A 20,068-nucleotide genomic window follows, 5' to 3' on the forward strand; every position below is an offset into this window, starting at 1 on the left:
CCAGCTATGACGTAGTCTTCCACGTCGACCTGCTCAGTCACTTTCCGGATCCGATCAGGGCGCTCAAAGCAATGGCGAGCCTGCTTCGCCCCGGTGGAGTACTCTGTTTCGAGGTAGGTATCTTCGCCGGACTCTCGCCTCGTTGGTATCGCTGGATCGGACGGCTCGGATACCCTCAACATCGATGGTTCTATTCCGAAGCCGCGATACACCAGCTACTCGACCGAGCAGGTCTGAAGGTCGACGCAATGAAGCGATTCGGGCTATTTCCCGCGACCATCCTGAGCACTGTAGGGAACCGATTCCTGCGAAGCCCGGAAGACAAGCCGCGCGGACGGGACGGAAGACCCGCTCCCACCAGAGGTTTGAACAAGATATACAGCCGGCTTCAATACCTTCTGCGCTACCGTATCGGTGCATTCGTCCCGCCCGTCGGCCCCCACGCCGTGTTCGTGACCGCCAGTCCGAAAAGTTGATCGCCATCGCACTGCCGATCTCCGGCGGGCATACTCTGCACCTGAAGGACAAATGGACGGTCCTATCAGGGTATACTTCCTGGCTCACCAGCTGGGACGCTTCGTCTCGGACTTCGGCGCCCTTCCTCGCTACCTCACGCGTCGGGGTATCGCCGCGACCGTTTTCGTACCCGAGCACCCGCGCACCATCCGAGCTGGCTGGTCACGACCCGATCAGATCGCGGCCAGCCGGCGGCGACTACCGGAGAGCACCGACGTCCGCCAGCTCCCGTTCGACCGGGAGGCTCTAAGCCTATCCGCTCTCCTTCGCACGGCCTGGGTAGTGTACCGGGTTGCACAGAAGAGCGTTGCGGCCGCCTATGTCCTGTGCGGATTCGTGCCCAATGTCGTGTGCGGTCTTCCCCTGCGCCTGCTGGATCGTCCTTGCGTATTCCTCGTGACCGGGCTGGGCAGCGCTTTCGATGCTCCCACCTGGCGCAGGCGCTGGTCCCGGTTCGCTGCCGCGTCGCTGTATCGCTACCTCTTCGCTGGCAAGAACAGTCGGGTGATTGTGCACAATCACGAGGACCGTGACTATCTCGTCCACGAGTTGCACGTGGCCCGCTGGCGGGTGGAGGTGACACCGGGATGCGGGGTCGATCCCGAAGAATATCCGTGGCTTCCTCCTCCTCCACCTCGTTCCAGAAAGATCGTTCTCGTACCGGTTCGGCTATTGAAGGAGAAGGGAGTGCTGGACGCGGCTGCAGCCTCCGCGAGGCTGCGGGCGCGTGGCATCGACCACGAGATGTGGTTCTCCTGTTCCGTCGATCCTGGCAATCCCTCCTCGCTGACTGAACCCGAGATCGAAGCGCTGAAGCGAGACATTCCCACCATTCGCTTCGTGGGATACCAGCCCACCACGCAGCCCCTCTACGCTCAATGTGACGTGGTTCTCATTCCCACCCGCTATCGCGAGGGGCTCCCCACCGCCATCCTCGAAGCTGCTGCATGCGGACGACCCATCGTCGCGACAGACAATGTGGGGTGTCGAGAGTTCGTCGAAGACGGTCGAACGGGCCTACTGGTCTCCCCCGGGGACCCCGAGGACATGGCGCAGGCTCTTTCCCGCCTACTGACTGATCACGATCTCGCCGAGGACCTCCGCAGGGATGCATACCAGAAATTTCTCTCGGGATATACCAAGGCGGTGATGGTCAAGAAGACGATGGACACTCTCGCCGCGCTCGGCGTGCCCCTGAGGCGTCGTCCTGAGTCAGATCGAGCGAGCCGTCCGGTCCCCCCTCGCCTTCAAGCCTCCCCTGCCGGCGAGATCCACCTGCATACAGGGAGCACACGATGACACGATCCGTAGCGCAGTTATCCTTCGATCGATGCAACCTGCAGGACCTCTCCCTTGAACAGCGACGCGCCCACCACGGGCAGGGTGAGATCAGCTTCCGAAGGATCGTCGAGCGTGGTGAGGTCTCCGGTCCCTGCAACTTCATCGATTACGCCGTTGTACCCCCCGGCGCATCGATTGGTGAGCACCGTCACCGGTCCGACGAGGAGGAGTTCTACCTGATCCTGGAGGGAGAGGGGACGATGTGGCGCAACGGGGAGGAGTTCCGCGTACGCAAGGGGGATCTCATTCGCAATCCACCGAACGGGTTGCACCGACTGGAGAACCGAGCGGATCGTCCGCTTCGACTGTTCGTGTTCGAGCTGGCAGTGATCCCATGAACGTCGTGGGCCTGGTGATGGCCGGCGGCCGCGGCGAGCGCGCGCGTCGATCGATCGCGGACATTTCGAAGCCGCTTCTCGAAGTCGGCGGGGTGACCTTGATCGAGCGCAACCTTCTCGCCCTGGTGGAGGCAGGCTTTCGGAAGCTCGTGGTCTCGGTGTCGGCAGCCGATTCCGCGCTCAGTTCCTTCGTGGCAGACCGGTGCGGGACGCTGGTCGGATCGTGGGGAGGATCGCTAGAGCTGCTGGCTGAGCGCTGGCCGCGGGGAAACATCGGGTGCGCGGCCGAGCTGCGGGGTCGCGGCGCGACGGTCCTGGTTGTCTTCGCCGACAACCTTACGAGCATGAGCTTGCACTCGATTGTGCGGTCGCACGTCGAGCACGACGCGGATCTCACCCTGGCGACTCACCGGGAAGCAATTCCCATCCCCTACGGAGAAGTTCGCGTCCGCCAGGGGCGGGTGACGGAGTACTCGGAGAAGCCCGTACACCGCGTCCTGATCTGTAGCGGCATCGCCGTCCTAGGAGAGCGAGCGCTGGCCGCCATTCCCGCGGACGAAGCGATGGGCATCTCCCAGCTCGCACGGAAGCTCATCGACCAGGGAGCGCTGGTGCGCGAATATCGCCATTCCGCATCCTGGGTAGACGTAAACGATGCTGCCTCCCTCAGCCGAGCGGAGCTCCTGTTCTCCAGATCGCAGCGCGAATTCACGCCCCCGTCCAACGACCCGCGCGCCGACCGTTCACGACCGCTCGTCGAAGCCGGCGCTCCCCATACGTCGCGAAGGCCTGGATGACCGGCAACCGCGTTCTCATCACCGGCGTACAAGGATTCATCGGGTCGTACCTGACCGCCCACTGGTTACAGTGCGACACGACGGCCACGATTATCGGCGTCGGTCGTTCGCCGGAAGCTTTCCATGCCTTCACACACGAGATCCGCCCCGCGGAGACTCCCTTCAAAGCCCCCCTACCCGAGGCACTGATACACGCGCGGCGGGATGAGCGGTACAGCTATCACAGCCTGGACCTGCGTGACCGCGCGGCGGTGAGGCGACTGATCGAGGACTGTTCCTTTACGCATATCGTTCATCTCGCCGGCTCTCTTCGGGACGAACCGGCCGAGCAACTGTTCACGAATAATGTCCTGGCGACGGCCACCCTGCTGGAGTGTATCGCCGAAACGGCCCTTCCCCCTCCGCGCATCGTCATCGCTTCGACAGGATCCGTGTACGGAAAGGCCGGAGGCGGTGCACCTCCGCGAGGACCCGCGCCGGAGCAGCCCGTCGATCTGTATTCCACCAGCAAGCTAGCCACCGAGCAGGCCTCCAAGATCCTGGCAGCACGTCACGCCCTTCCTCTGCTCCTTGCTCGCATCTTCAATGTTGTCGGACCAGGTCAGGACGAGCGTCACCTCTGCGGCTGGCTTGCGCGCCAGATTGCTCAGATCCGAAACCGGTATCAGGCACCGGAGATCAGGGTGGGTCCGCTGGATACGACTCGAGATTTCCTCGACGTGCGTGAGGTGGCACTCGCCCTCTATTTGCTCGCCACCCGGGGTCGCGCGGGGGCGACGTATGACGTGGGATCGGGTGCGGAGACTCCCGCCGGCCGGGTACTCGAGCACCTCTGCGAGATCGCCGGCCTGGATGGCTCCCTGACCATACGCAGGCTCCCTGCGCGGGCGGCCGATATCCCCAGGCTGGTGGCGGATACTGCACCACTTGCCGAGCTCGGCTTTGCCCCGGAAATACCGCTCCGCACCAGTCTCGTGGACCTGCTCACCTATTATGAAGATATTCTTCTAGCCCGACGTCCCCACCACCTCTCCAGCCGACGATTGCCCGGTGCCGCAGATGCGGAGCTACCGGGCGTCTCTCTGCTGGAAGTACGCAATCAGCGGGAGCATCGCTATACGATTCATGTTGGGCCGGATATTCTGCAGACATTACCCCAGCTTCTGGCTCGCGCCTATCCGGGAGTCCGTATGGCGGTGCTCACGGATGATCGTGTTTTCGCCCTGCTCGGCGAAGCATTCGTGCGCGATCTCTGTTCGGTCGACATCGCGACTGTACCCATTGTAGTCGAGCAAGGGGAACAATCGAAATCACTCCACGTGCTGTCGTCGATTGCGGAACAGCTATTCCGTGGCAAGCTGGACCGCCGGGGCCTGCTGCTGAACCTGGGTGGCGGCATGATCACCGATCTCGGCGGGTTTGTGGCCGCCACCTACATGCGCGGCATTCGCTACGCCAATGTTCCCACCACATTGCTGGCACAGCACGATGCAGCCGTGGGTGGTAAAGTGGCGGTCAATACTCCCTGGGCGAAGAACTTCCTGGGAGCGTTTCACGATCCGGCGGCGGTCTACTGTGACACCGCCGCGCTGAGATCATTGGATGCGCGCGCGATCAGCTCCGGTATCGCCGAGGCCATCAAAGTGGCCATCATCCGCGAGCCCGATCTCTTCGGCTTGCTGGAACGAGAGGAGCGCGCCATTCGGGAGCTCCGCGATGCGGCTGTGCTCGGGGAAGTCGTCCTCCGGGCGACGAAAGCGAAGATCGAGTTGCTCGCCCCCGATCCTTTCGAGGCGGACCTGCGGCGCGCTCTGAATCTCGGTCACAGTTTCGCGCACACACTCGAGACGACGCTCGGCTACCGCCGAATCCTTCACGGTGAGGCAGTCGGATTCGGGATTGCCGTGGCCGCGGAGATCGCTTGTTCGCGGGGGGTGTGCGACCGGACCACAGCCGATCGAATTCACCAACTGTTGGCTGCCTACGATCTGCCTCCGCGGGTGGAGATGGAGGATCTGTTGAGTGCCATCGATCACATGGCGGCGATCCGACTCATCCGCGGGAATCACCTGCACTTCGTTCTGCCCGAGGGAATCGGTGCAGTGCGGATCGTGCCTGACCTCTCGCGAGACGAACTGCGCCAGGCTCTGGAGGCGATCGCCGAACATCCGACACTCGGCAATTGCATCGCGGCGTGACCGATGGAAGCGACCCTTGGAGTGGACCTGGGCGGTACGAAGTTGCTCGCCACAGCGAGCGACCGCACGGAGAATGTCGTCGCCAGTTTCCAGCACGCGACCGGCCCTGCTTTCCGACCGGAACAGATGCTGACCGTGCTCCGATCCATTCTTGCGAAGCTTTCCACCAGCGGAGTCCGCGTTCAACGTGTCGGCATTGGCTTTCCCGGTCTGGTCGAACGGCATTCGGGACGAGTGCATTCATCCGTGATTCTGCCCACCTGGCGGGACTACCCGCTCGCAGAACGCGTCGAAGACGACCTCGGAGTCCGGTGCTATGTCGACAATGACGTGAATGTTGCCGCCCGAGCCGAAGCCAGGGAACGCAATCTGGGCCGCGGCGATAGCATGCTGTTCGTGTCCATCGGAACCGGCGTCGGGGGAGCGCTCGTGCTGGATGGGCGGATATGGGAAGGCGCCTCCGGCCTGGCAGGAGAGATCGGCCATGTGAGCATTTCGCGGACTGGCCCGAGGTGCCTCTGCGGACGTCGAGGGTGCGTGAACCTTTTCGCGTCAGGCACCGCCATTGAAAGACAGCTCCGGCATCAGAGCGCAGGGGTGGCGCTCGCCCACAAGCGAGATCCGTCGGTGGTCAGTGTGGTGAGGAAGGCGGCGCAGGCGCTGGGAATCGCGGTTGGGAGCGCCATGAACCTGCTCAACCCGACATTGGTGGTGCTCGGAGGAGGAGTCGCGCAGTACGGAGCGGCGTATCTGGAGGCCGTACGCGACGCGGTCGCGCGGGAAGCGTTTCCGGAAATTGCCCAAGCATGCCGGGTGGAGCTGACTCGCGCAGGCTACGCAGCCGGAGCCTACGGCGCAACAATCCTGGCCGGTGAAGCCGAGGTACGGTCGCGCACCGCGGGGCCGGCGCTGGCGAGGCCCAGCCACTGATGGGTACCATTGCTGAATGTGCGAAAGTCGCTCTGATCGGTGGCGGTGTCTACGTAGCCAGGCTATGTGAGCTGCTCGCCGCCACAAGCCCGCTCCCAAACCTCCATCTTTCTCTCGTCGCTCGACGTGCCAACCGGCTGCGGGTGATCGCGGAGCATGCCAAGCGCCGCGTTCGATTGCACCGCACCGATTGGCAACTCACTGCACATGTCGATATCGAGTCGGCCGTCGCAGGCGCGAGCTTGGTAGTCTTGCTGATCCGGGTCGGCGGCCTCCGAGCGCGATTGTACGACGAGACGTTCCCGGAGCGCTTTGGGCTGGTGGGGGACGAAGGGCTCGGCGCGGGAGGCATGGCCAACGCCTGGAGGACCCTGCCGGTGCTCACAGCGATAGCGGATACGCTCCGTCGTGTCGCGCCGAAGGCGCCCGTGGTGAACCTGGTTGCTCCGCTCGGGATCACCACACGATTGTTGCTGGACGAAGGGCTGCGGGCTTTTGGTATTTGCGAGCTTCCCCATACGACGCAGCAGAGATTGCTCTCGGCCCGGGGCGATCACCGAGGAGCGCGGTTGCACTATGTGGGGCTCAACCACCTCGGCTGGTTCTGGGGCGCCAACGCGGCCGGAGAGGTGGCACTCCACGAAGCAGTGCGATTCGGACTCGTCGAACAACGCGTTCTGCGCGAATTCGGCGCCGCCCCGCTGCATTACTACTACCGGATCTATGATCCCCCCGCAGCGCTACGGCTGGGCGTGAACGCGCCCCGCGGGCGGGCTCGTTGGCTCATATCCCTGGACCACCACATTTACCGACGCATCCGTTGCGAACCGGGAGGCGACGTGCCGGAATACGGTGAGCGGCCGACGCCGTGGTTCGAGCACGCGATCATCCCGGTGATGACTGCGTTGCTCAGCGGTGGTACCCATGTTGGCTTCGCCGATTTCGTCGTCGAGCCGCAAATGACATGGGCTCCGCGAGGCGTCGTGGTAGAGGTGCCGGCGGCAATTGCCTCCGGTACCGCCGTGGCCGATTCCCTACCCCACCCGCCGCCACGCGTGGTCGACTTCCTCTCCAGAGTTGCCGAGGCCGAAGACCTCACCTACCGCGCCGCCATCAATCGAGACCGAAGAAGAATGAAGGCGGCGGCACGCCTGCTAGCGCGGCGACTCGAACCACCTCTCCTCGATGAGTTGACGAACGCGATCTGCGGCGGCGTCAGCCCCTATGTCGCGGAGCCGCTGCCCTCCGACAATATCGCCCTATGAAGCTCGGTGTCTGCCTGCAGGCGCTCTATCATCTTCCCTTTGAAGAAGCTATTCGAGCAGCCGCATCGCTAGGGTACGAAGCGGTGGAACTGCCCGTGGACAGCAGATCACCATTCGTTGACCTGGAAGCTGCTTTGAATGGTGACTGGAAGCGGATTCAAAGGGCGATTGAAGCTGCCGGTCTTGAGATTTCCGCCCTCTCCAATCATCAGGAGGGCCAGCTGCTGCTCGGCCCTCACGGAGAAGATACCGATCCGATTTTCAAGGGGTCGCCGAAAGCCAAGATCGACTACGCAGAGCACCGTCTCCGCTGCACCGCGGATCTGGCAAAGCTGCTCGACGTCACCGTCGTCTGCGGGTTCACCGGATGTGAAGACTACTCGAGGTGGTTTCCCTGGCCGCTGGCTGATGGGTACGAACGGATGGCCTCGGTATTCCGTGAACGCCTCCTCCCCATCCTGGATCACTTCGACGCCCGTGGCGTGCGTTTCGCCCACGAATGTCATCCCCGGCAGTTCGCGTACAATCTCGAGACCGCGCTCTGGACAGTCGATCTCCTGGACGGACATTCAGCGTGGGCATTCAACCTCGATCCCGGCAATTTAGCCCTGGCGGGTGTGGACCCGGTGGTGTTCGTCTCCGAGTTGCGAGACCGCATCGTGCACGTGCACGCCAAAGACTGCGAGCGAGTCGCGCACAACATCGATCGCTCGGGACTGCTCGCACATGGCCCCTGGAACCGACCCGATCGCGGATTCAGGTTCAGGGTTCCGGGTTGGGGAGGGATCCCCTGGAAACGATTGATTTCCGAGCTACAGATGCGCGGCTACCGCGGCGTCCTCGCCGTCGAGCACGAGGATCCCACTATGGATCCGATCGAGGGGCTGGAGCAGGCGCGGGACTACCTTCAACCAAAGCTGCTCCGCCGCCCACCGCCACAGACAACGTGGTGGTGACGAACTCCGGCTCCACCTTCTACGCCTGCTTCTACCTCCGACTGACGGGTTGGAGGCTTCGCTTCCCGTAGACCGCGGTCGGAAGCGCAAACCCCGCCCGGCGCCATCGGGCACCGGGCGGGTATGAACGGCGGGACTCAGGTCACGCCTTCCCCTCGGCCTTGTACTCGCGCAGGAACCCTTCGAAGAGGCGCAGGTGCTGTTCCTCGTCGTGCAGGATCCCGATCACCATGTCCTGCGTGACCCAATCGAATCCCTCGCACGCCTCAATGATGCCGTTGTAGAAATCGATGGCCCCCTTCTCGGCCTCGATCACCCCCTTGATGACGTGCACGATGTCGGTCTGCTCGCTGGGGGGTTGCAGGTAACTCTGCTCCGCCTTGAACTCGAGCGAGCCGGGCACCACCCCCCAGAGCTCCTTGATGCGAGCCGCGAACTGCCGGGCGTGACCCAGTTCCTCCTCGATGTCGGATTGCAGTGATTCGATGATCTCCTGGGCCCGTACGCCATCCGGATTGGTCGAGTTGGTGATGTAGTTCATCACCGTCTCGATCTCCATCCAGTACGCCTTCTTCAACAGCTCGACGATCTGCTCGCGCTTCTCACGGTTTTCCTCGGCGAGAACGCCGCGATCCAGTGCGGGTGAGGTCATGATCTCCCGAACGTGTCTGGTTTGTGTCCTGCTGGTTGCTGACGTTCGGTCGCACTGCGAAGGTCGTACCGCCACGGTCGGCCCGCGAAGCAGACCGACGGGGACCGGATGTTTGTTCACGTTCGTCCAACCGAAGGCCCGCGGCGCGACGTCCCATCATCGCCGTGCCTTCAACACGCTCGCGCTGAAGCGCGATTGCACGTCGCGTTACCCCACCACCACTGGTCGCCTGGGAGTGAGCGGAACGACGTCCGCAAAGTAGAACCCCTCTCGCTCCACGATCTCACCCACGACGGCCTCCACGCTCGATCGGAAGCCCGGGCCGGCGAGCACGCAGGTGTGGAACTCGCCGTTCTCGCCGCAGGGATCGATTTCCTCCGGCAGGTCGCTCAGGAACTCATGGTCGAAGCGTCGCCCGACGAAGCGGCGGGCCAGCTTCGCGGCATCGACGCAGGTGACGACCGCCTCGAGCCCTGAGTCAATCATGCGGCGGGCGAGTTCGCCGGTTGGTTCGCCCCACAGGGGGAACAGGGGCTCCAGGCCGGTTCCGTCCATCTGGCGGACCCGGTAGTCACGAATCTCCTCCAGAAAGAGGTCGCCAAACGCCACATGGGTCACTCCCTGTGCTCGAGCGGCATCCACCGCAGCGCGCATGCGCTCCTCGTAGACCTCGTTCGGGCAGGGCCAGGGGAGTGGAACGATCTGCACGGGCAGGCCCACAGCTTCGGCCTGGGCCTCCAGGACCGTCCTCCGGGTGGCGTGCATGGCGACACGATCGTGGGTGCTGTTCACCGTGGTGAGCAAGCCGACCACCTCCACCTCCGGATCGGCGAGCAGGCGGTGCAGGGTCCACGCGCTGTCCTTTCCCGAGCTCCAGGAGAGGAGGACGCGGCGCAGGGGTCCATGCCCGGTGGAAGCTGCTTGGCTACGCGCGATCCCGTCTGGTGAGCTCATCCTCTGGTATCCTCTGGTCGATTCGGAGATCCGGCCGGAGCGCCGGCGACGGAGTTCACCGCGTGCAGCGCATCGGGATTCGTAGCCTGCCCTGCTCCGAATATGCGCTCCAGCAGCGACGCCAGCACCCTGCCCGCCCGAAACCCCGGATCGAGCGCCGGATCGTAGATGGTGACCTGCATGCCCAGCATGCGCGGATGGTGCGCCAGAGGGATGAGCAGCTCGACCAGCTCGTCGATGCCGGGACCGCCGGGCACGGGCGAATCGACGGCCGGCATGAGATCGGGGTCGATGACGTCCGCATCCAGATGGACCCAGAACCCCTCGATCCCCTCGCGGGTGACGCGTTCCAGCGCGCGGTCGGCCGCGGCGACAAAGCCCATCCTACGTACCTCGTCGTCCGTCAGGTCGAGCACCCCGTGTCGGGCGAGCGCCTTCTGCCCGTACCACTCCTCCTGGTCGCGCCGCGCCACGACCACGGCATCCGCGCCGTGGACCAGCGGCCCATCGGGGTGCAGCCGGGCCAGCGGAGAATCGCCCCGTCCGACTGCCATCGCCAGGCACATGCTTGCTGCGGACCCGGTGGTCGACTCCTGCGGAGTGGCGAAATCGGCGTGAGCATCCACGTACACGAGCCCCACCCGGCGGTGCGAGGCCCTGAGGCCGAGCAGCGAGCCGAGGACGATACTGCAGTCGCCGCCGATCACCAGGGCTTTCCGGCCACCGGCGGTTGCCGCCGCGACCCGCTCCGCGAGAGCACGACTGTATTCTACCAGACCCGCCTCGTTGCGCACCTGACCCGGAGTGCGCACCCGGTCCTGATAGGGTCCGGGTCGGAGATCGCCCAGGTCAACCGCGCCCAGGGCCGCCGCGAGACCCAGCTCCCGCAGGGCGGCGGGCGCGCGACCGAGGGCTCGCTCCTGCCCACCCTCATCGTACGGACGAATACCGATCGAAGAGGCGGCACCCACCAGCGCCAGGTTGCTCTCCGACGCTCCCGTACTCGAGCCGGTTGGATTCATCTTGCCCCCTCTCTCTGTAACTGGTTAAGATGAGTTCACTGGTTACATAGGAGTGCACGAGGGCCGTGTCAAGGATGCAAGGCTAATGTCCGAAGATCGTCTGGCCGAGGATCGGGGGATGGGAAGCGGGGTGGTCAAGCGGGTCGGGGGAAGGCTCTGTCTGGATTTCGTGAACTCGGTGCGCGCGCGGCTTCCCGGTGGGACGGATTCGGCCGGCCGGGAGTGGATGGATCGCATCGCCGACGAACGCATCACCTCCTACGCTGCACTGGTGCGGTGGGGAGCGGCGGCCGGGGCGATCAGCGATGGGGATGCCTCGGCGCTGCTGCGTACCGGTACGGAGCAACCGGAGGCGGCCCAGACCGTCCACGCGAGAGCCCTGGCGCTGCGCGAAGCGATCTACCGGATCTTCAAGGCCGCGCTCGAGCGTTGGCCGATCCCATCCGGCGACCTGGCCGTCCTGAACGACGAAGTATGGATCGCGCGGGGGCACGAGAAGATCGTGGCCGCCGTGCATCCGCGCTGGGAGTGGACGAACAGCACTGAGGACCTCGACCACGTGCTCTGGCCGATCGCCGTGGACGCCGCGGCGCTCCTCACCTCGCCAGAGCTGGGGCGCGTAGGTCAGTGTCCGGGGACCGAATGTGGCTGGCTCTTCCTCGACCGCAGCCGCTCGGGTCGGAGACGCTGGTGCGACATGGCCGACTGCGGCAACCTGGCCAAGGTGCGGCGTCACCGGGAGCGGGGGCGAGGGAGCAGAGCAAGCAGCTGAGCTGCCGCGAACATCGCCGAAGCTCGATCGGAGGTAGAGGGTTCGCGCCAGAGCGGCCACTCTGCTACCTTCCGAGGCCTCGAGGTCGTCCGTCCTGGTGGCGGACGACCTGTAGGCGTTTCACCACCCCGGTGGCCCGCGGCGGCCAGGACAAGACGCTTTGACGCGCCCGACGCATGCGGTTCCCGTCCGGCGCTCTTCACTGCGACAGAAGCATCACAAGGATGAGCAAACATAAAGACCGTTCCGACCGGACCCACCTGCCGGTCGCTCCATCCATGGACGCCGCGACCGCGAGCGTCCTGGTTCCCGACGAGGATACGATCCGACCTACACGCCTTGTCCGCCTCACCGCCGTGGCTGTGGTCCTGGGAATCGGCGGCGGGGTGGTCGCGTGGATCCTGCTCGCCCTCATCTCCCTGATCACCCACCTCGTCTTCAGAGGGGAGATCTCGACGGCGGAGCCGGTGATCGAGCCCGGATCGGTTACCCTGTGGGTTCTGCTCGTCCCCGTGATCGGAGCGATCGTCATCGGCCTGATGGCTCGCTTCGGCTCGCCGGCCATCCGCGGCCACGGGATCCCGGAGGTGATGGAGCGTGTGCTCCACGGCGAAAGCCGCATCGCGCCCCGTCTTCTTTTTCTCAAGCCCCTCTCGGCGGCGATCGCTATCGGCACCGGCGGTCCATTCGGCGCCGAAGGACCTATCATCGCGACCGGCGGAGCGATGGGGTCGCTGGTGGGTCAGGTCATGCGAATCACCGCCGATGAGCGGAAGACCCTGCTGGCCGCGGGGGCCGCGGCGGGGATGGCTGCGACCTTCGGCACCCCGGTGTCCGCGGTACTGCTGGCGATCGAGCTCTTGTTGTTCGAGTTCAGGGCCCGCTCCATCATCCCCGTTGCCTTGGCGGCTTCCGCCGCGACGGCCGTGCGACTGGTGCTGATCGGCTCGGGGCCTGTTTTCGCCATGCCGAATATCTCGGAGCAGAGCTGGCCGGCCCTGGTAGCATACGTGGTGATCGGGGCGCTGATCGGGCTTCTTGCGGTCGGCATCACCCGCCTGGTCTACGCGATCGAGGATCGCTTCGAGCGCCTTCCCGTCCACTGGATGTGGTGGCCCGCGATCGGAGCCGTAGTGGTGGGCGTGTGTGGCTACCTGGACCCGCGGATCCTGGGCGTCGGGTACGTGCACATCGAGGCGATCCTCTCCGGCACGGTGGTCGGTTGGAGCCTGCTGCGACTGGTCGGGCTGAAGTTCGTGGCCTGGTCGATCTATCTGGGAAGCGGTACGTCGGGCGGTACGCTTGCACCCTTGTTCATCATCGGCGGGGGCGTGGGCGCCGCGCTGGGCACCCTGGCCGCGGCGCTGCTGCCGGATGTGGGGATCAGCGTGCCGATTGCGGCACTGGTGGGGATGGCGGCGGTGTTCGCCGGGGCGTCACACGCCCTTCTCGCCTCGATTGTGTTCGCCTTCGAGGCCACGCGGCAGCCGCTGGGTCTCCTGCCGCTGCTTGCCGGGTGCAGCGCGGCGTACCTGATCTCCGTGGCCTTGATGCGCACGTCGATCATGACCGAGCGCCTGGCGCGCCGCGGGACGGCCGTGCGGCCGGAGTACTCGATCGACTATCTGTCCCAGGTGCTGGTCAGGGATACAATGAGCCGTGACGCCGTGGTACTCCAAGCCGACGAGACGGTGGGCGCGGTGCGCGAGAGGCTGCTCGACCCGCGTGCAGCCGGGGGGCACCACGGTTTCCCGGTGGTGAATGGAAACGGCGAGCTGATCGGCGTTGTCACCCGGAAGGATACACTCTCTCCCGATCTCGACCCGGACACCCCGCTGCGCAACCTGATCCGCCGGAAGCCGGTGGTGGCGCTCCCCGACAACACGCTGCGGGAGGCGGCCGATCACATGGTGAGGGAGCGGGTCGGGCGACTCCCCGTCGTGGACCGCGCCTCGGGGAAGCTCGTGGGGATCATTACCCGCAGCGACCTGCTGACGGCCCATGCCCGCAGGCTGCGGGCCCGCGATCAGGCGGAGCGCAGCCTGGCGTCGCGGCGGTGGCTGGTCACTGCCTACAAGCTCAGCGGGCGGCGAGGCGTCCGGGGAAGGCAATGACCTTCGCCTGATACTCGAGCTTCGCCGAGAGGCGCGGCGGAAAGAGCACCACCGGCACCGAGGAGCGCCGCAGCACTGAGCTAGAAACGCTTCCCAGGGCCGCGTGGAGCAGCGGACCCCGTTCGCAGACCCCCATCGCCACCACGTCCACCCGGGAGCCCTCGGCGATGCGCACGATCTCATCCCCCACAGCACGGCTCCAGGCGACGGCGCGGCGCAAGCGGAGCCGCGCCTCCACCTCGGGGATCTCGGCCGCCTCGCGGATCCCGCGGGCCAGGACGGGCGAGAAGTCGCGCCAATCGTTCGCGGAGCGGACCACGTGAAGAATCCGGACGTCGCAACGGTCGCGAATCGGATTCCCCATCGCCTCTCTCCGGAAATCGGCGATCCACCGCAGCGCGGTACGTAGTAGCCCCCTTTCCACGTCCGCCGCCCCGACCGGAAGCAGGACGCTCTCCCATGGCCAGGGCATCGGTCCGCGAGTGACCAGGCAGGGCACCGACGCCTCCTGCACCACCCGCTGTGCCGTTGTCCCCAGTAGATAGCTGCCGCGCAGCAGCCCGCGGTGCGGACCCACGATGATCAGATCGGCGCTGAGCTCCTTCGCCCGCCGGACGATGGCCTCGTGGGCCGGCAGGTGCTCCAGCTTGATCGTTCCCAGGCTGACGCCCGAGGGAGCAACCCTGGCGAGTTGCTCCTCCAGCGTGGTTCGCGCGTGTGCGAGCCTCCGCTGCAGGGCGGTCAAGCCAAAGCCGCGATCTACGAACGGCAGCCCCTGCTCTTCCAGCGCATGGACCGCGTGCAGCTCGGCGCCGACCTGACGCGCCAGATCTGCGGCCGCCTGGACGACCTCATCCGATCCCTCGCTGAGCTCGGTGGCCACGAGGATCTTCGGCACGACCATGTCGACCATCGCCTACCCACCTCCGGGAAAGAGACGATTTGCGCCCGGCCGGCGCCGTAGCGCACCCATCCCATCGGTCCCGGAGGGCGGAGGCGTGTTACAGAAGGCGGACTTTTCGCGGATGCGCGTGCGGCTTGTAACGCACCGCGCGTTGCGGAGACAGTACAGGTGAACGCAACGACCATGGCCCCCGGCGCGGAGGCGATTCCTACCGCGCCGGGGGCAAGCGCTTATGGGCGAGGGCGAACGAAATGAGCAGACGTTCCGGAACTGCGGTACCTGCCCGGAATGCTTGTCAGGGCCGAGGTGCCCACAACCCTCATAGGAGGAGGCCATGATCACCGAACTGAGCACCCGCATCCAGGAGCAGCTGGAGACTCTGGGGGAGGAACTGACGGAGAGGATCCCGCAGCAGCTCGGCACGGAAGTGTCAGAGACTCGTCGTGCGGCGCTCGTCGAGCGGCAGCGGGCCCTTCAGTCGCGGGTTCAGTACCTCGAGCGTATCGCCGCGGGTCTCGTGCTGGTCGATCCGGCGACCCTGCAGCCGGACCGCGTCGGCTTCGGGTCGAGGGTAGAGGTGGAGGACGTGCGAACCGCCGAGCGGATGACGTACACCATCATGAACGGCGAAGAGCTGGACCTCGACGCGGGGGAGATTTCGATCAACTCGCCGGTCGCACAGGCACTGCTAGGTCAGCCGGAAGGCGCGGTGGTCGACGTGGTGACCCCGCAGCGCGAGCGCCAGCTACGCATTCTGTCGATCACCACGATCTACGACGTGGTGGATGCGTCGGGTCTGGACAACGAGGCGGATTCCCCCCAGGATCCGGTCTCGGCCCTCGCCTCCTGAGTCCGCCTCTCACCGCGGTGGGAGCGGGCGGCGGGCAAGCGCGCCTCCGGAGGGGGCGCCCTTCGTCGATCCCGAAGAGGAGCGGCGGCCGATCTGGGCCGCCGCTCCTCTTTCTTCCAGGGAAGGCATCGCATGCGCGAGAACGACGAGAAGTTCCTGCGCGAGGCGATTCGCCTCGCAGGCGAAGCGCGAGCGTCGGGTAATCAGCCCTTCGGCGCCATCCTCATCGGCCCCGATGGCTCGGTACTCGGCGAAGGGCGCAATACCGCCGCCACCACCGGTGACCCCACCGGCCATGCGGAGATCAACCTCGTCCGTGAGGCCTGCCCGGGCATCGATCACACGCTCCTGGCCGGTGCTGTGATGTACGCCAGCGCCGAGCCCTGCCCGATGTGCGCAGGGGCGATCTTCTGGAGCGGCATCGGCCGGCTGGTCTACGGAGCGGGTAGCCGCAAGGTGTACGCGCTGCTGGGGGAGCCGCCCGACCAGTTCCGCCTCTCCTGCCGTGAAGTGCTCTGGAGTGGCCGGCGCCGCGTCCAGGTGGACGGGCCTCTCCTCGAGGACGAGGCGCTGGAGGTTTTTGCCGGCTACCGCAACGACGACACCGTTCGGAGGAATCGATGAGAACCGCGTGCATCGCCCTCTCTCTCCTGTGCACCATGGCCGCCTGCGCCGCAGGCCAGGAGCCCAGCCAGAGCACCCTGTTTCGCGACGTCACCGCGACCCATCTCCCACAGGCGCCCCAGTTGCACGCGCTCGACGGAGCCTTCGTGGATGTAGACGGCGATGGAGACCTCGACCTCGCGATCGCGGTCGAAGGAGGCGCGAACCGCCTGTACCTCAACGACGGCGAGGGGCGCTTCACCTGGCAGGAGGGCGCTCTGGGCACAGCCGCCGGCGACTACGAGCACGTCCTCAGCGCGGACTTCGATCGAGATGGACAGGCGGACCTGGTCTTCGTCGCGGAGGATACGGAAACGCACGCCTATTTCCTGGGCAGAGGCGACGGAACCTTCACTGACGTCAGCGATCGACTGCCGGGTCGTAGCGAAGGGAATGGCCTGGATGTGGGCGACGTCAACGGAGATGGCCTCCCGGACGTCGTGGTAGGCAATTCGGGCAGGGGCAGTGGGCAGGACTTCCTCTGGCTCAACGACCCGGAACACCCGGGGCACTTCATCGATGCCACCACCACCCATCTTCCCGCCGTCGACGACGGCACTCAGGATATCACCCTCGCCGATCTCGACGATGACGGGGACCTCGACATGGTCGTGGCGAACGAGGTGCCGCCCAGCCGGCTTCTGCTCAACGACGGGTCGGGGCGCTTCACCGATGCGTCGGACCGGCTGGACCTCCGCGTTCCGCTGGAGACGCGCCAGGCGCACGTCTTCGACGCGACCGGGGACGGTGCCCTCGACATCGTCCTGTTCAACCTCACCAGCAACGCTCGCGGGTGGGATAAGGATCCCCAGGTCCGGATCCTGGTGAACGACGGCAACGGCCGGTTTCAGGACGAGACCGAGGATCGCCTTCCCCCGAACCGATTCTCCGTGTGGGCGGGCACCCCCATGGACTTCAATCACGACGGCGCGATGGATCTGGTGGTCGGGCCGATCGAGGTACCCGGCTTCAACCCGCAGCGCGTACGGGCCTACCAGAACGACGGCAGCGGCCACTTCACGGACGTCACCGACGAGGTGATCCCGAGTGAAACGGTGGGGAGGAACTGGGGGATGGCCGTCGGAGACGTGAACGGAGACGGCGTGGAAGACCTCTTCATCGGAGGGTGGGGAACGCAGGCGAGGCTGCTGCTGGGCAGTCGGCGCTGAGCGAGCCGCCCGTCCGCCCGTTCACCCGCCCGCCAGCATCCGCAACCGCGCGATCAGCGCTTCATCCGTTGCTTCACGCAGGTCGTCCGCGGGCGCGGGGCGACCGCCGAAGGTGACGGCGGGGTTACGATAGGTCATCGCGCTCCGCCGCACGGACGTGCCGCGGACGTGGACCTCGCGCACCCCGGTGCCCGTCACGATGGACTGCACGTTGTGCTCGCGAATCCCTCCGCCGGCGAGCACAACGAGGCGGTCCCCGGCCCGCTCCACCATCCGCCGGAGGATTTCGATTCCCGCATCCGCCGTTGCCGCCCGACCGGAGGAGAGGACGCGGTCCACGCCGATCTCCAGGAGCGCATCGAGCGCCTCGTCCGCGTCTCGGGTCACGTCGAAGGCGCGATGAAAGGTCACTGCCAGCGGCCGGGCCTCCTCGACTAAGACGCGGGTGCGCTCCACGTCGACGGTGCCGTCGGGACGCAGCAGGCCCAGCACCACTCCGGAGGCCCCGAGCTCAGCCGCCCGCGTCACATCCCTGCGCATCACCTCGAACTCGAGGTCGGAGTAGAGGAAGTCGCCGCCGCGCGGGCGGATGATCACGAAGACAGGAATCGAGATGCGCTCCACGCAGAGCTCGATCATCCCCGCGCTCGGCGTCGTGCCTCCCTCGACGAGATCGTCGCACAGCTCCACCCGATCCGCCCCACCAGCCTCCGCCGCCAGGGCCGATTCCACCGAATCCACACACGCTTCAACGCGCACTCTCACGATCGTTCCTGTCCTCTCGTACGCGGCCGCGGTGACCGACACTTCGAGTGAGGTGGTCGGCGACCCGGCCGCCGACGCCCCCCCAATCACACCGCAAAAACCCACCAGAAACCCGCCTTCCACCATCAAGATGACCGCAACATCACTATTCCGGTCCGCCTTGGGGCTGTCACAGGCTAGCGTCTTCCGCCATCATACATGCTCGATGGCGGATCTCAAACGCGGAGCGGAGGGGGATTTCGCGGGCTTGGAGGTCCGACTCGAGACCGTTCGCGCGTTTAATCGCGGGGGTGATCTCCGGTCATGGCTTCAGGCGCTCGCCAGGACCGTATCGGTACGCGACATGCCAGAAGAGATGCAGATTCATGCGTGCCAACCATTTGCGCCCTGAGCCCGTGGTTGATTCCCCCACCTCGATGCTGGCGGATGGCATCCGCTATCTGCGCGGCGGCTCGCTCGACCGGGCACGTGCCTGCTTCGAGCAGGCGACGAGTAGCCGGGATCCGCGCATCCGGAGCGAGGCCCTCCGCCGGCTCGCCGACATCAAGCGTCGGCGAGCCGAGTGGGAAGATGGATTGATGTTGACCCGGCGCGCCCGGTCGGTCGCGCGCCGGGCCGGACTGCGCGAAGAAGAGGCCGCGGCGTTGAACATCGAGGCGACGATCCACCTGCAGAAGGGCGACTTCGAGCCGGCAGTCGCGCTCTATCGAGCGGGCCTGGAGCTGAAGCCAGGAGCGCGGCAGCGCGGGCTGATCTGCCAGAACCTGGGAACTGCCTACGCCCAGCATGGCCGCCTCGCCGAGGCCAGCGAATGGTACGCCCGCTCCGCCGCCGCATTCCGCGTGGCCGGGCAACGGCGGGAGGCGATGCTGGCGCTGATCAATCAGGGGAATCTGCAGATGGACCGCGGCGAGCTGGCCGAGGCCGAGAAGATCTTCCGGGACGGTCTCGCCTACATGAACGAGGATCCGAGTCCCGATACCGAGCTGCACGGCCTGATCGAGATGAACCTGGCGGAGGCGCTGGGTCGGCAGGGGAGTGAGCTGGACCACGCCCTCGACCTGGTCCTGAGTGCGACCGGCACCTTTGCCGCCTCGGAAAATCGGCCTTATCTGGTCGCCTGTCACCGGGTGCTCGCGCTGATCAGCGAGCGCCGCGGTGAGTGGGAGACCGCAATCAGCGCCCTCGAACATGGGCGCGACCTGGCCGCGGAAATCGGCAGCGGCCCCGAGGTTGTCAGGTTGGAACAGGAGCTTTCCCGCCTTCAGCGCGAAAGAGAACAGTCCCCCGCCCAGAGCACCGAGGCACCATGATCCCCATGCGCAAACTCCTCCGCTTCTCCGTTGTTGTTGCGTTCGCCGCGGTCTCCGGCTGCGGCGAGACGCCGGCCACCCCCCTCGAACCTGGTCCAGCGTCTGAAGATCTGATCGGCGGAGTCCTGCGACTCGTAGGAGAGACCCTGCCGGTCCTGAACACCGTGTCGAGCGCGACGATCGGCCCGGAGGGCGGCACGCTCAACATCGCAGGCGGACACTCGCTGTACTTCCCGGCCGGCGCACTCGCGCAGCCCACGACGATCGTGGCGGTGCGCGACCCATTGCAGCTGGTGGTTAACTTCTCTCCGGAAGGGCTCGTCTTCCCGGATAGCGCACGTCCGGTCCTCTCCTTTGACTACAGCACGGCGGGGCTGCTGACGCAGCTGAACGCGCTGAATCTCAACGTCGTCTACCTGGATGGGTTCCAGCTTCTGGACGTGCTGCCCACCACGGTGGACACGCAGGAGAAGGTCGTCCAGGCACAGCTGGAGCACTTCTCTACGTACGCCCTGGCCACCGACTGAACCCGGGCGAGGAACCGCTAAC

At 65.8% G+C, this 20,068-nt stretch carries 20 protein-coding genes; 15 read left to right on the plus strand and 5 right to left on the minus strand.

The window, feature by feature from the left end; all coding sequences use genetic code 11:
• From VF167_17090 to VF167_17125, 8 genes are all read left to right on the plus strand, one after another.
• Window positions 1–476 (plus strand): methyltransferase domain-containing protein (locus tag VF167_17090; GenBank protein ID HEX6927143.1); only part of this gene is annotated, 476 nt, incomplete at its 5' end.
• Between the two features lie 52 nt (window positions 477–528).
• A complete protein-coding gene (locus VF167_17095; protein ID HEX6927144.1) occupies window positions 529–1,815 on the plus strand; it encodes a glycosyltransferase in 1,287 nt (428 codons plus the stop codon).
• Window positions 1,812–2,195 (plus strand): cupin domain-containing protein, encoded by a 384-nt coding sequence (locus VF167_17100; GenBank protein HEX6927145.1) that lies wholly within the window; start codon window positions 1,812–1,814, stop codon window positions 2,193–2,195. The genes VF167_17095 and VF167_17100 overlap by 4 nt, the downstream gene beginning before the upstream one ends.
• Window positions 2,192–2,992 carry a sugar phosphate nucleotidyltransferase gene (locus VF167_17105; GenBank protein HEX6927146.1) on the plus strand — a complete coding sequence of 267 codons (801 nt, stop codon included), beginning with the start codon at window positions 2,192–2,194 and terminating at the stop codon, window positions 2,990–2,992. Before VF167_17100 ends, VF167_17105 begins: the two co-directional genes overlap by 4 nt.
• The gene (locus tag VF167_17110; GenBank protein HEX6927147.1) at window positions 2,989–5,190 is read left to right on the plus strand and encodes an iron-containing alcohol dehydrogenase; all 2,202 of its coding nucleotides are present in this window, start codon (window positions 2,989–2,991) and stop codon (window positions 5,188–5,190) included. The genes VF167_17105 and VF167_17110 overlap by 4 nt, the downstream gene beginning before the upstream one ends.
• Before the next feature lie 3 nt (window positions 5,191–5,193).
• Complete coding sequence (locus VF167_17115; GenBank protein ID HEX6927148.1) at window positions 5,194–6,120, plus strand: ROK family protein; 927 nt, start codon at window positions 5,194–5,196, stop codon at window positions 6,118–6,120.
• Window positions 6,120–7,385, plus strand: a complete 1,266-nt coding sequence (locus VF167_17120; GenBank protein ID HEX6927149.1) for a hypothetical protein — start codon at window positions 6,120–6,122, stop codon at window positions 7,383–7,385. The genes VF167_17115 and VF167_17120 overlap by 1 nt, the downstream gene beginning before the upstream one ends.
• Window positions 7,382–8,341, plus strand: coding sequence for a sugar phosphate isomerase/epimerase (locus VF167_17125; GenBank protein HEX6927150.1), 960 nt, complete (start codon window positions 7,382–7,384; stop codon window positions 8,339–8,341). Before VF167_17120 ends, VF167_17125 begins: the two co-directional genes overlap by 4 nt.
• 142 nt (window positions 8,342–8,483) lie before the next feature.
• Here the strand turns inward: VF167_17125 and VF167_17130 are convergent, their stop codons facing one another.
• The 3 genes from VF167_17130 to VF167_17140 all read right to left on the minus strand — a co-directional run bounded on the left by VF167_17130 (window position 8,484) and on the right by VF167_17140 (window position 10,969).
• Entirely contained in the window at window positions 8,484–8,993 is a 510-nt protein-coding gene (locus VF167_17130; GenBank protein ID HEX6927151.1) for a ferritin-like domain-containing protein, read from the minus strand.
• A gap of 207 nt (window positions 8,994–9,200) precedes the next feature.
• Window positions 9,201–9,947 carry a hypothetical protein gene (locus VF167_17135; protein ID HEX6927152.1) on the minus strand — a complete coding sequence of 249 codons (747 nt, stop codon included), beginning with the start codon at window positions 9,945–9,947 and terminating at the stop codon, window positions 9,201–9,203.
• Entirely contained in the window at window positions 9,944–10,969 is a 1,026-nt protein-coding gene (locus VF167_17140) for an arginase family protein (protein HEX6927153.1), read from the minus strand. Before VF167_17140 ends, VF167_17135 begins: the two co-directional genes overlap by 4 nt.
• 85 nt (window positions 10,970–11,054) lie before the next feature.
• On the opposite strand from VF167_17140, the gene VF167_17145 reads away from it, so the two are divergent.
• The gene (locus tag VF167_17145) at window positions 11,055–11,741 is read left to right on the plus strand and encodes a CGNR zinc finger domain-containing protein (protein ID HEX6927154.1); all 687 of its coding nucleotides are present in this window, start codon (window positions 11,055–11,057) and stop codon (window positions 11,739–11,741) included.
• A 224-nt stretch (window positions 11,742–11,965) separates the two neighbouring features.
• A complete protein-coding gene (locus VF167_17150; GenBank protein HEX6927155.1) occupies window positions 11,966–13,855 on the plus strand; it encodes a chloride channel protein in 1,890 nt (629 codons plus the stop codon).
• On the opposite strand, the gene VF167_17155 is transcribed toward VF167_17150, so the two are convergent.
• Window positions 13,821–14,768, minus strand: coding sequence for a universal stress protein (locus tag VF167_17155; protein ID HEX6927156.1), 948 nt, complete (start codon window positions 14,766–14,768; stop codon window positions 13,821–13,823). The genes VF167_17150 and VF167_17155 overlap by 35 nt on opposite strands.
• 325 nt (window positions 14,769–15,093) lie before the next feature.
• Between VF167_17155 and VF167_17160 the strand changes: the two genes are divergently transcribed.
• The 3 genes from VF167_17160 (at window position 15,094) to VF167_17170 (ending at window position 17,441) form a co-directional block, all read left to right on the plus strand.
• Window positions 15,094–15,609, plus strand: coding sequence for a GreA/GreB family elongation factor (locus VF167_17160; protein HEX6927157.1), 516 nt, complete (start codon window positions 15,094–15,096; stop codon window positions 15,607–15,609).
• Window positions 15,610–15,741: 132 nt separating this feature from the next.
• Window positions 15,742–16,233, plus strand: a complete 492-nt coding sequence (locus VF167_17165; GenBank protein ID HEX6927158.1) for a nucleoside deaminase — start codon at window positions 15,742–15,744, stop codon at window positions 16,231–16,233.
• Window positions 16,230–17,441 carry a VCBS repeat-containing protein gene (locus VF167_17170; GenBank protein HEX6927159.1) on the plus strand — a complete coding sequence of 404 codons (1,212 nt, stop codon included), beginning with the start codon at window positions 16,230–16,232 and terminating at the stop codon, window positions 17,439–17,441. The genes VF167_17165 and VF167_17170 overlap by 4 nt, the downstream gene beginning before the upstream one ends.
• Window positions 17,442–17,462: 21 nt before the next feature.
• Here the strand turns inward: VF167_17170 and VF167_17175 are convergent, their stop codons facing one another.
• On the minus strand, window positions 17,463–18,206 hold the full coding sequence (locus tag VF167_17175) for a copper homeostasis protein CutC (GenBank protein ID HEX6927160.1): 744 nt from the start codon (window positions 18,204–18,206) through the stop codon (window positions 17,463–17,465).
• Window positions 18,207–18,601: 395 nt separating this feature from the next.
• Between VF167_17175 and VF167_17180 the strand changes: the two genes are divergently transcribed.
• Together VF167_17180 and VF167_17185 are read left to right on the plus strand one after the other, a co-directional pair.
• Window positions 18,602–19,519, plus strand: coding sequence for a tetratricopeptide repeat protein (locus VF167_17180; GenBank protein ID HEX6927161.1), 918 nt, complete (start codon window positions 18,602–18,604; stop codon window positions 19,517–19,519).
• A gap of 5 nt (window positions 19,520–19,524) precedes the next feature.
• Complete coding sequence (locus VF167_17185; GenBank protein ID HEX6927162.1) at window positions 19,525–20,046, plus strand: hypothetical protein; 522 nt, start codon at window positions 19,525–19,527, stop codon at window positions 20,044–20,046.
• Window positions 20,047–20,068 lie beyond the last annotated feature (22 nt).

The organism is Longimicrobiaceae bacterium (assembly GCA_036375715.1).
Classification (GTDB): domain Bacteria; phylum Gemmatimonadota; class Gemmatimonadetes; order Longimicrobiales; family Longimicrobiaceae; genus DASVBS01.

Excerpts from the sequence above, each read along its gene's own strand:
- VF167_17110 (HEX6927147.1), top strand. The coding sequence starts at position 2,989 with ATGACCGGCAACCGCGTTCTCATCACCGGCGTACAAGGATTCATCGGG.
- VF167_17185 (HEX6927162.1), top strand. The coding sequence starts at position 19,525 with ATGCGCAAACTCCTCCGCTTCTCCGTTGTTGTTGCGTTCGCCGCGGTC.
- VF167_17120 (HEX6927149.1), top strand. The coding sequence starts at position 6,120 with ATGGGTACCATTGCTGAATGTGCGAAAGTCGCTCTGATCGGTGGCGGT.
- VF167_17160 (HEX6927157.1), top strand. The coding sequence starts at position 15,094 with ATGATCACCGAACTGAGCACCCGCATCCAGGAGCAGCTGGAGACTCTG.
- VF167_17115 (HEX6927148.1), top strand. The coding sequence starts at position 5,194 with ATGGAAGCGACCCTTGGAGTGGACCTGGGCGGTACGAAGTTGCTCGCC.
- VF167_17145 (HEX6927154.1), top strand. The coding sequence starts at position 11,055 with ATGTCCGAAGATCGTCTGGCCGAGGATCGGGGGATGGGAAGCGGGGTG.
- VF167_17165 (HEX6927158.1), top strand. The coding sequence starts at position 15,742 with ATGCGCGAGAACGACGAGAAGTTCCTGCGCGAGGCGATTCGCCTCGCA.
- VF167_17150 (HEX6927155.1), top strand. The coding sequence starts at position 11,966 with ATGAGCAAACATAAAGACCGTTCCGACCGGACCCACCTGCCGGTCGCT.
- VF167_17140 (HEX6927153.1), bottom strand. The coding sequence starts at position 10,969 with ATGAATCCAACCGGCTCGAGTACGGGAGCGTCGGAGAGCAACCTGGCG.
- VF167_17125 (HEX6927150.1), top strand. The coding sequence starts at position 7,382 with ATGAAGCTCGGTGTCTGCCTGCAGGCGCTCTATCATCTTCCCTTTGAA.
- VF167_17095 (HEX6927144.1), top strand. The coding sequence starts at position 529 with ATGGACGGTCCTATCAGGGTATACTTCCTGGCTCACCAGCTGGGACGC.
- VF167_17170 (HEX6927159.1), top strand. The coding sequence starts at position 16,230 with ATGAGAACCGCGTGCATCGCCCTCTCTCTCCTGTGCACCATGGCCGCC.
- VF167_17100 (HEX6927145.1), top strand. The coding sequence starts at position 1,812 with ATGACACGATCCGTAGCGCAGTTATCCTTCGATCGATGCAACCTGCAG.
- VF167_17135 (HEX6927152.1), bottom strand. The coding sequence starts at position 9,947 with ATGAGCTCACCAGACGGGATCGCGCGTAGCCAAGCAGCTTCCACCGGG.
- VF167_17155 (HEX6927156.1), bottom strand. The coding sequence starts at position 14,768 with ATGGTCGACATGGTCGTGCCGAAGATCCTCGTGGCCACCGAGCTCAGC.
- VF167_17105 (HEX6927146.1), top strand. The coding sequence starts at position 2,192 with ATGAACGTCGTGGGCCTGGTGATGGCCGGCGGCCGCGGCGAGCGCGCG.
- VF167_17130 (HEX6927151.1), bottom strand. The coding sequence starts at position 8,993 with ATGACCTCACCCGCACTGGATCGCGGCGTTCTCGCCGAGGAAAACCGT.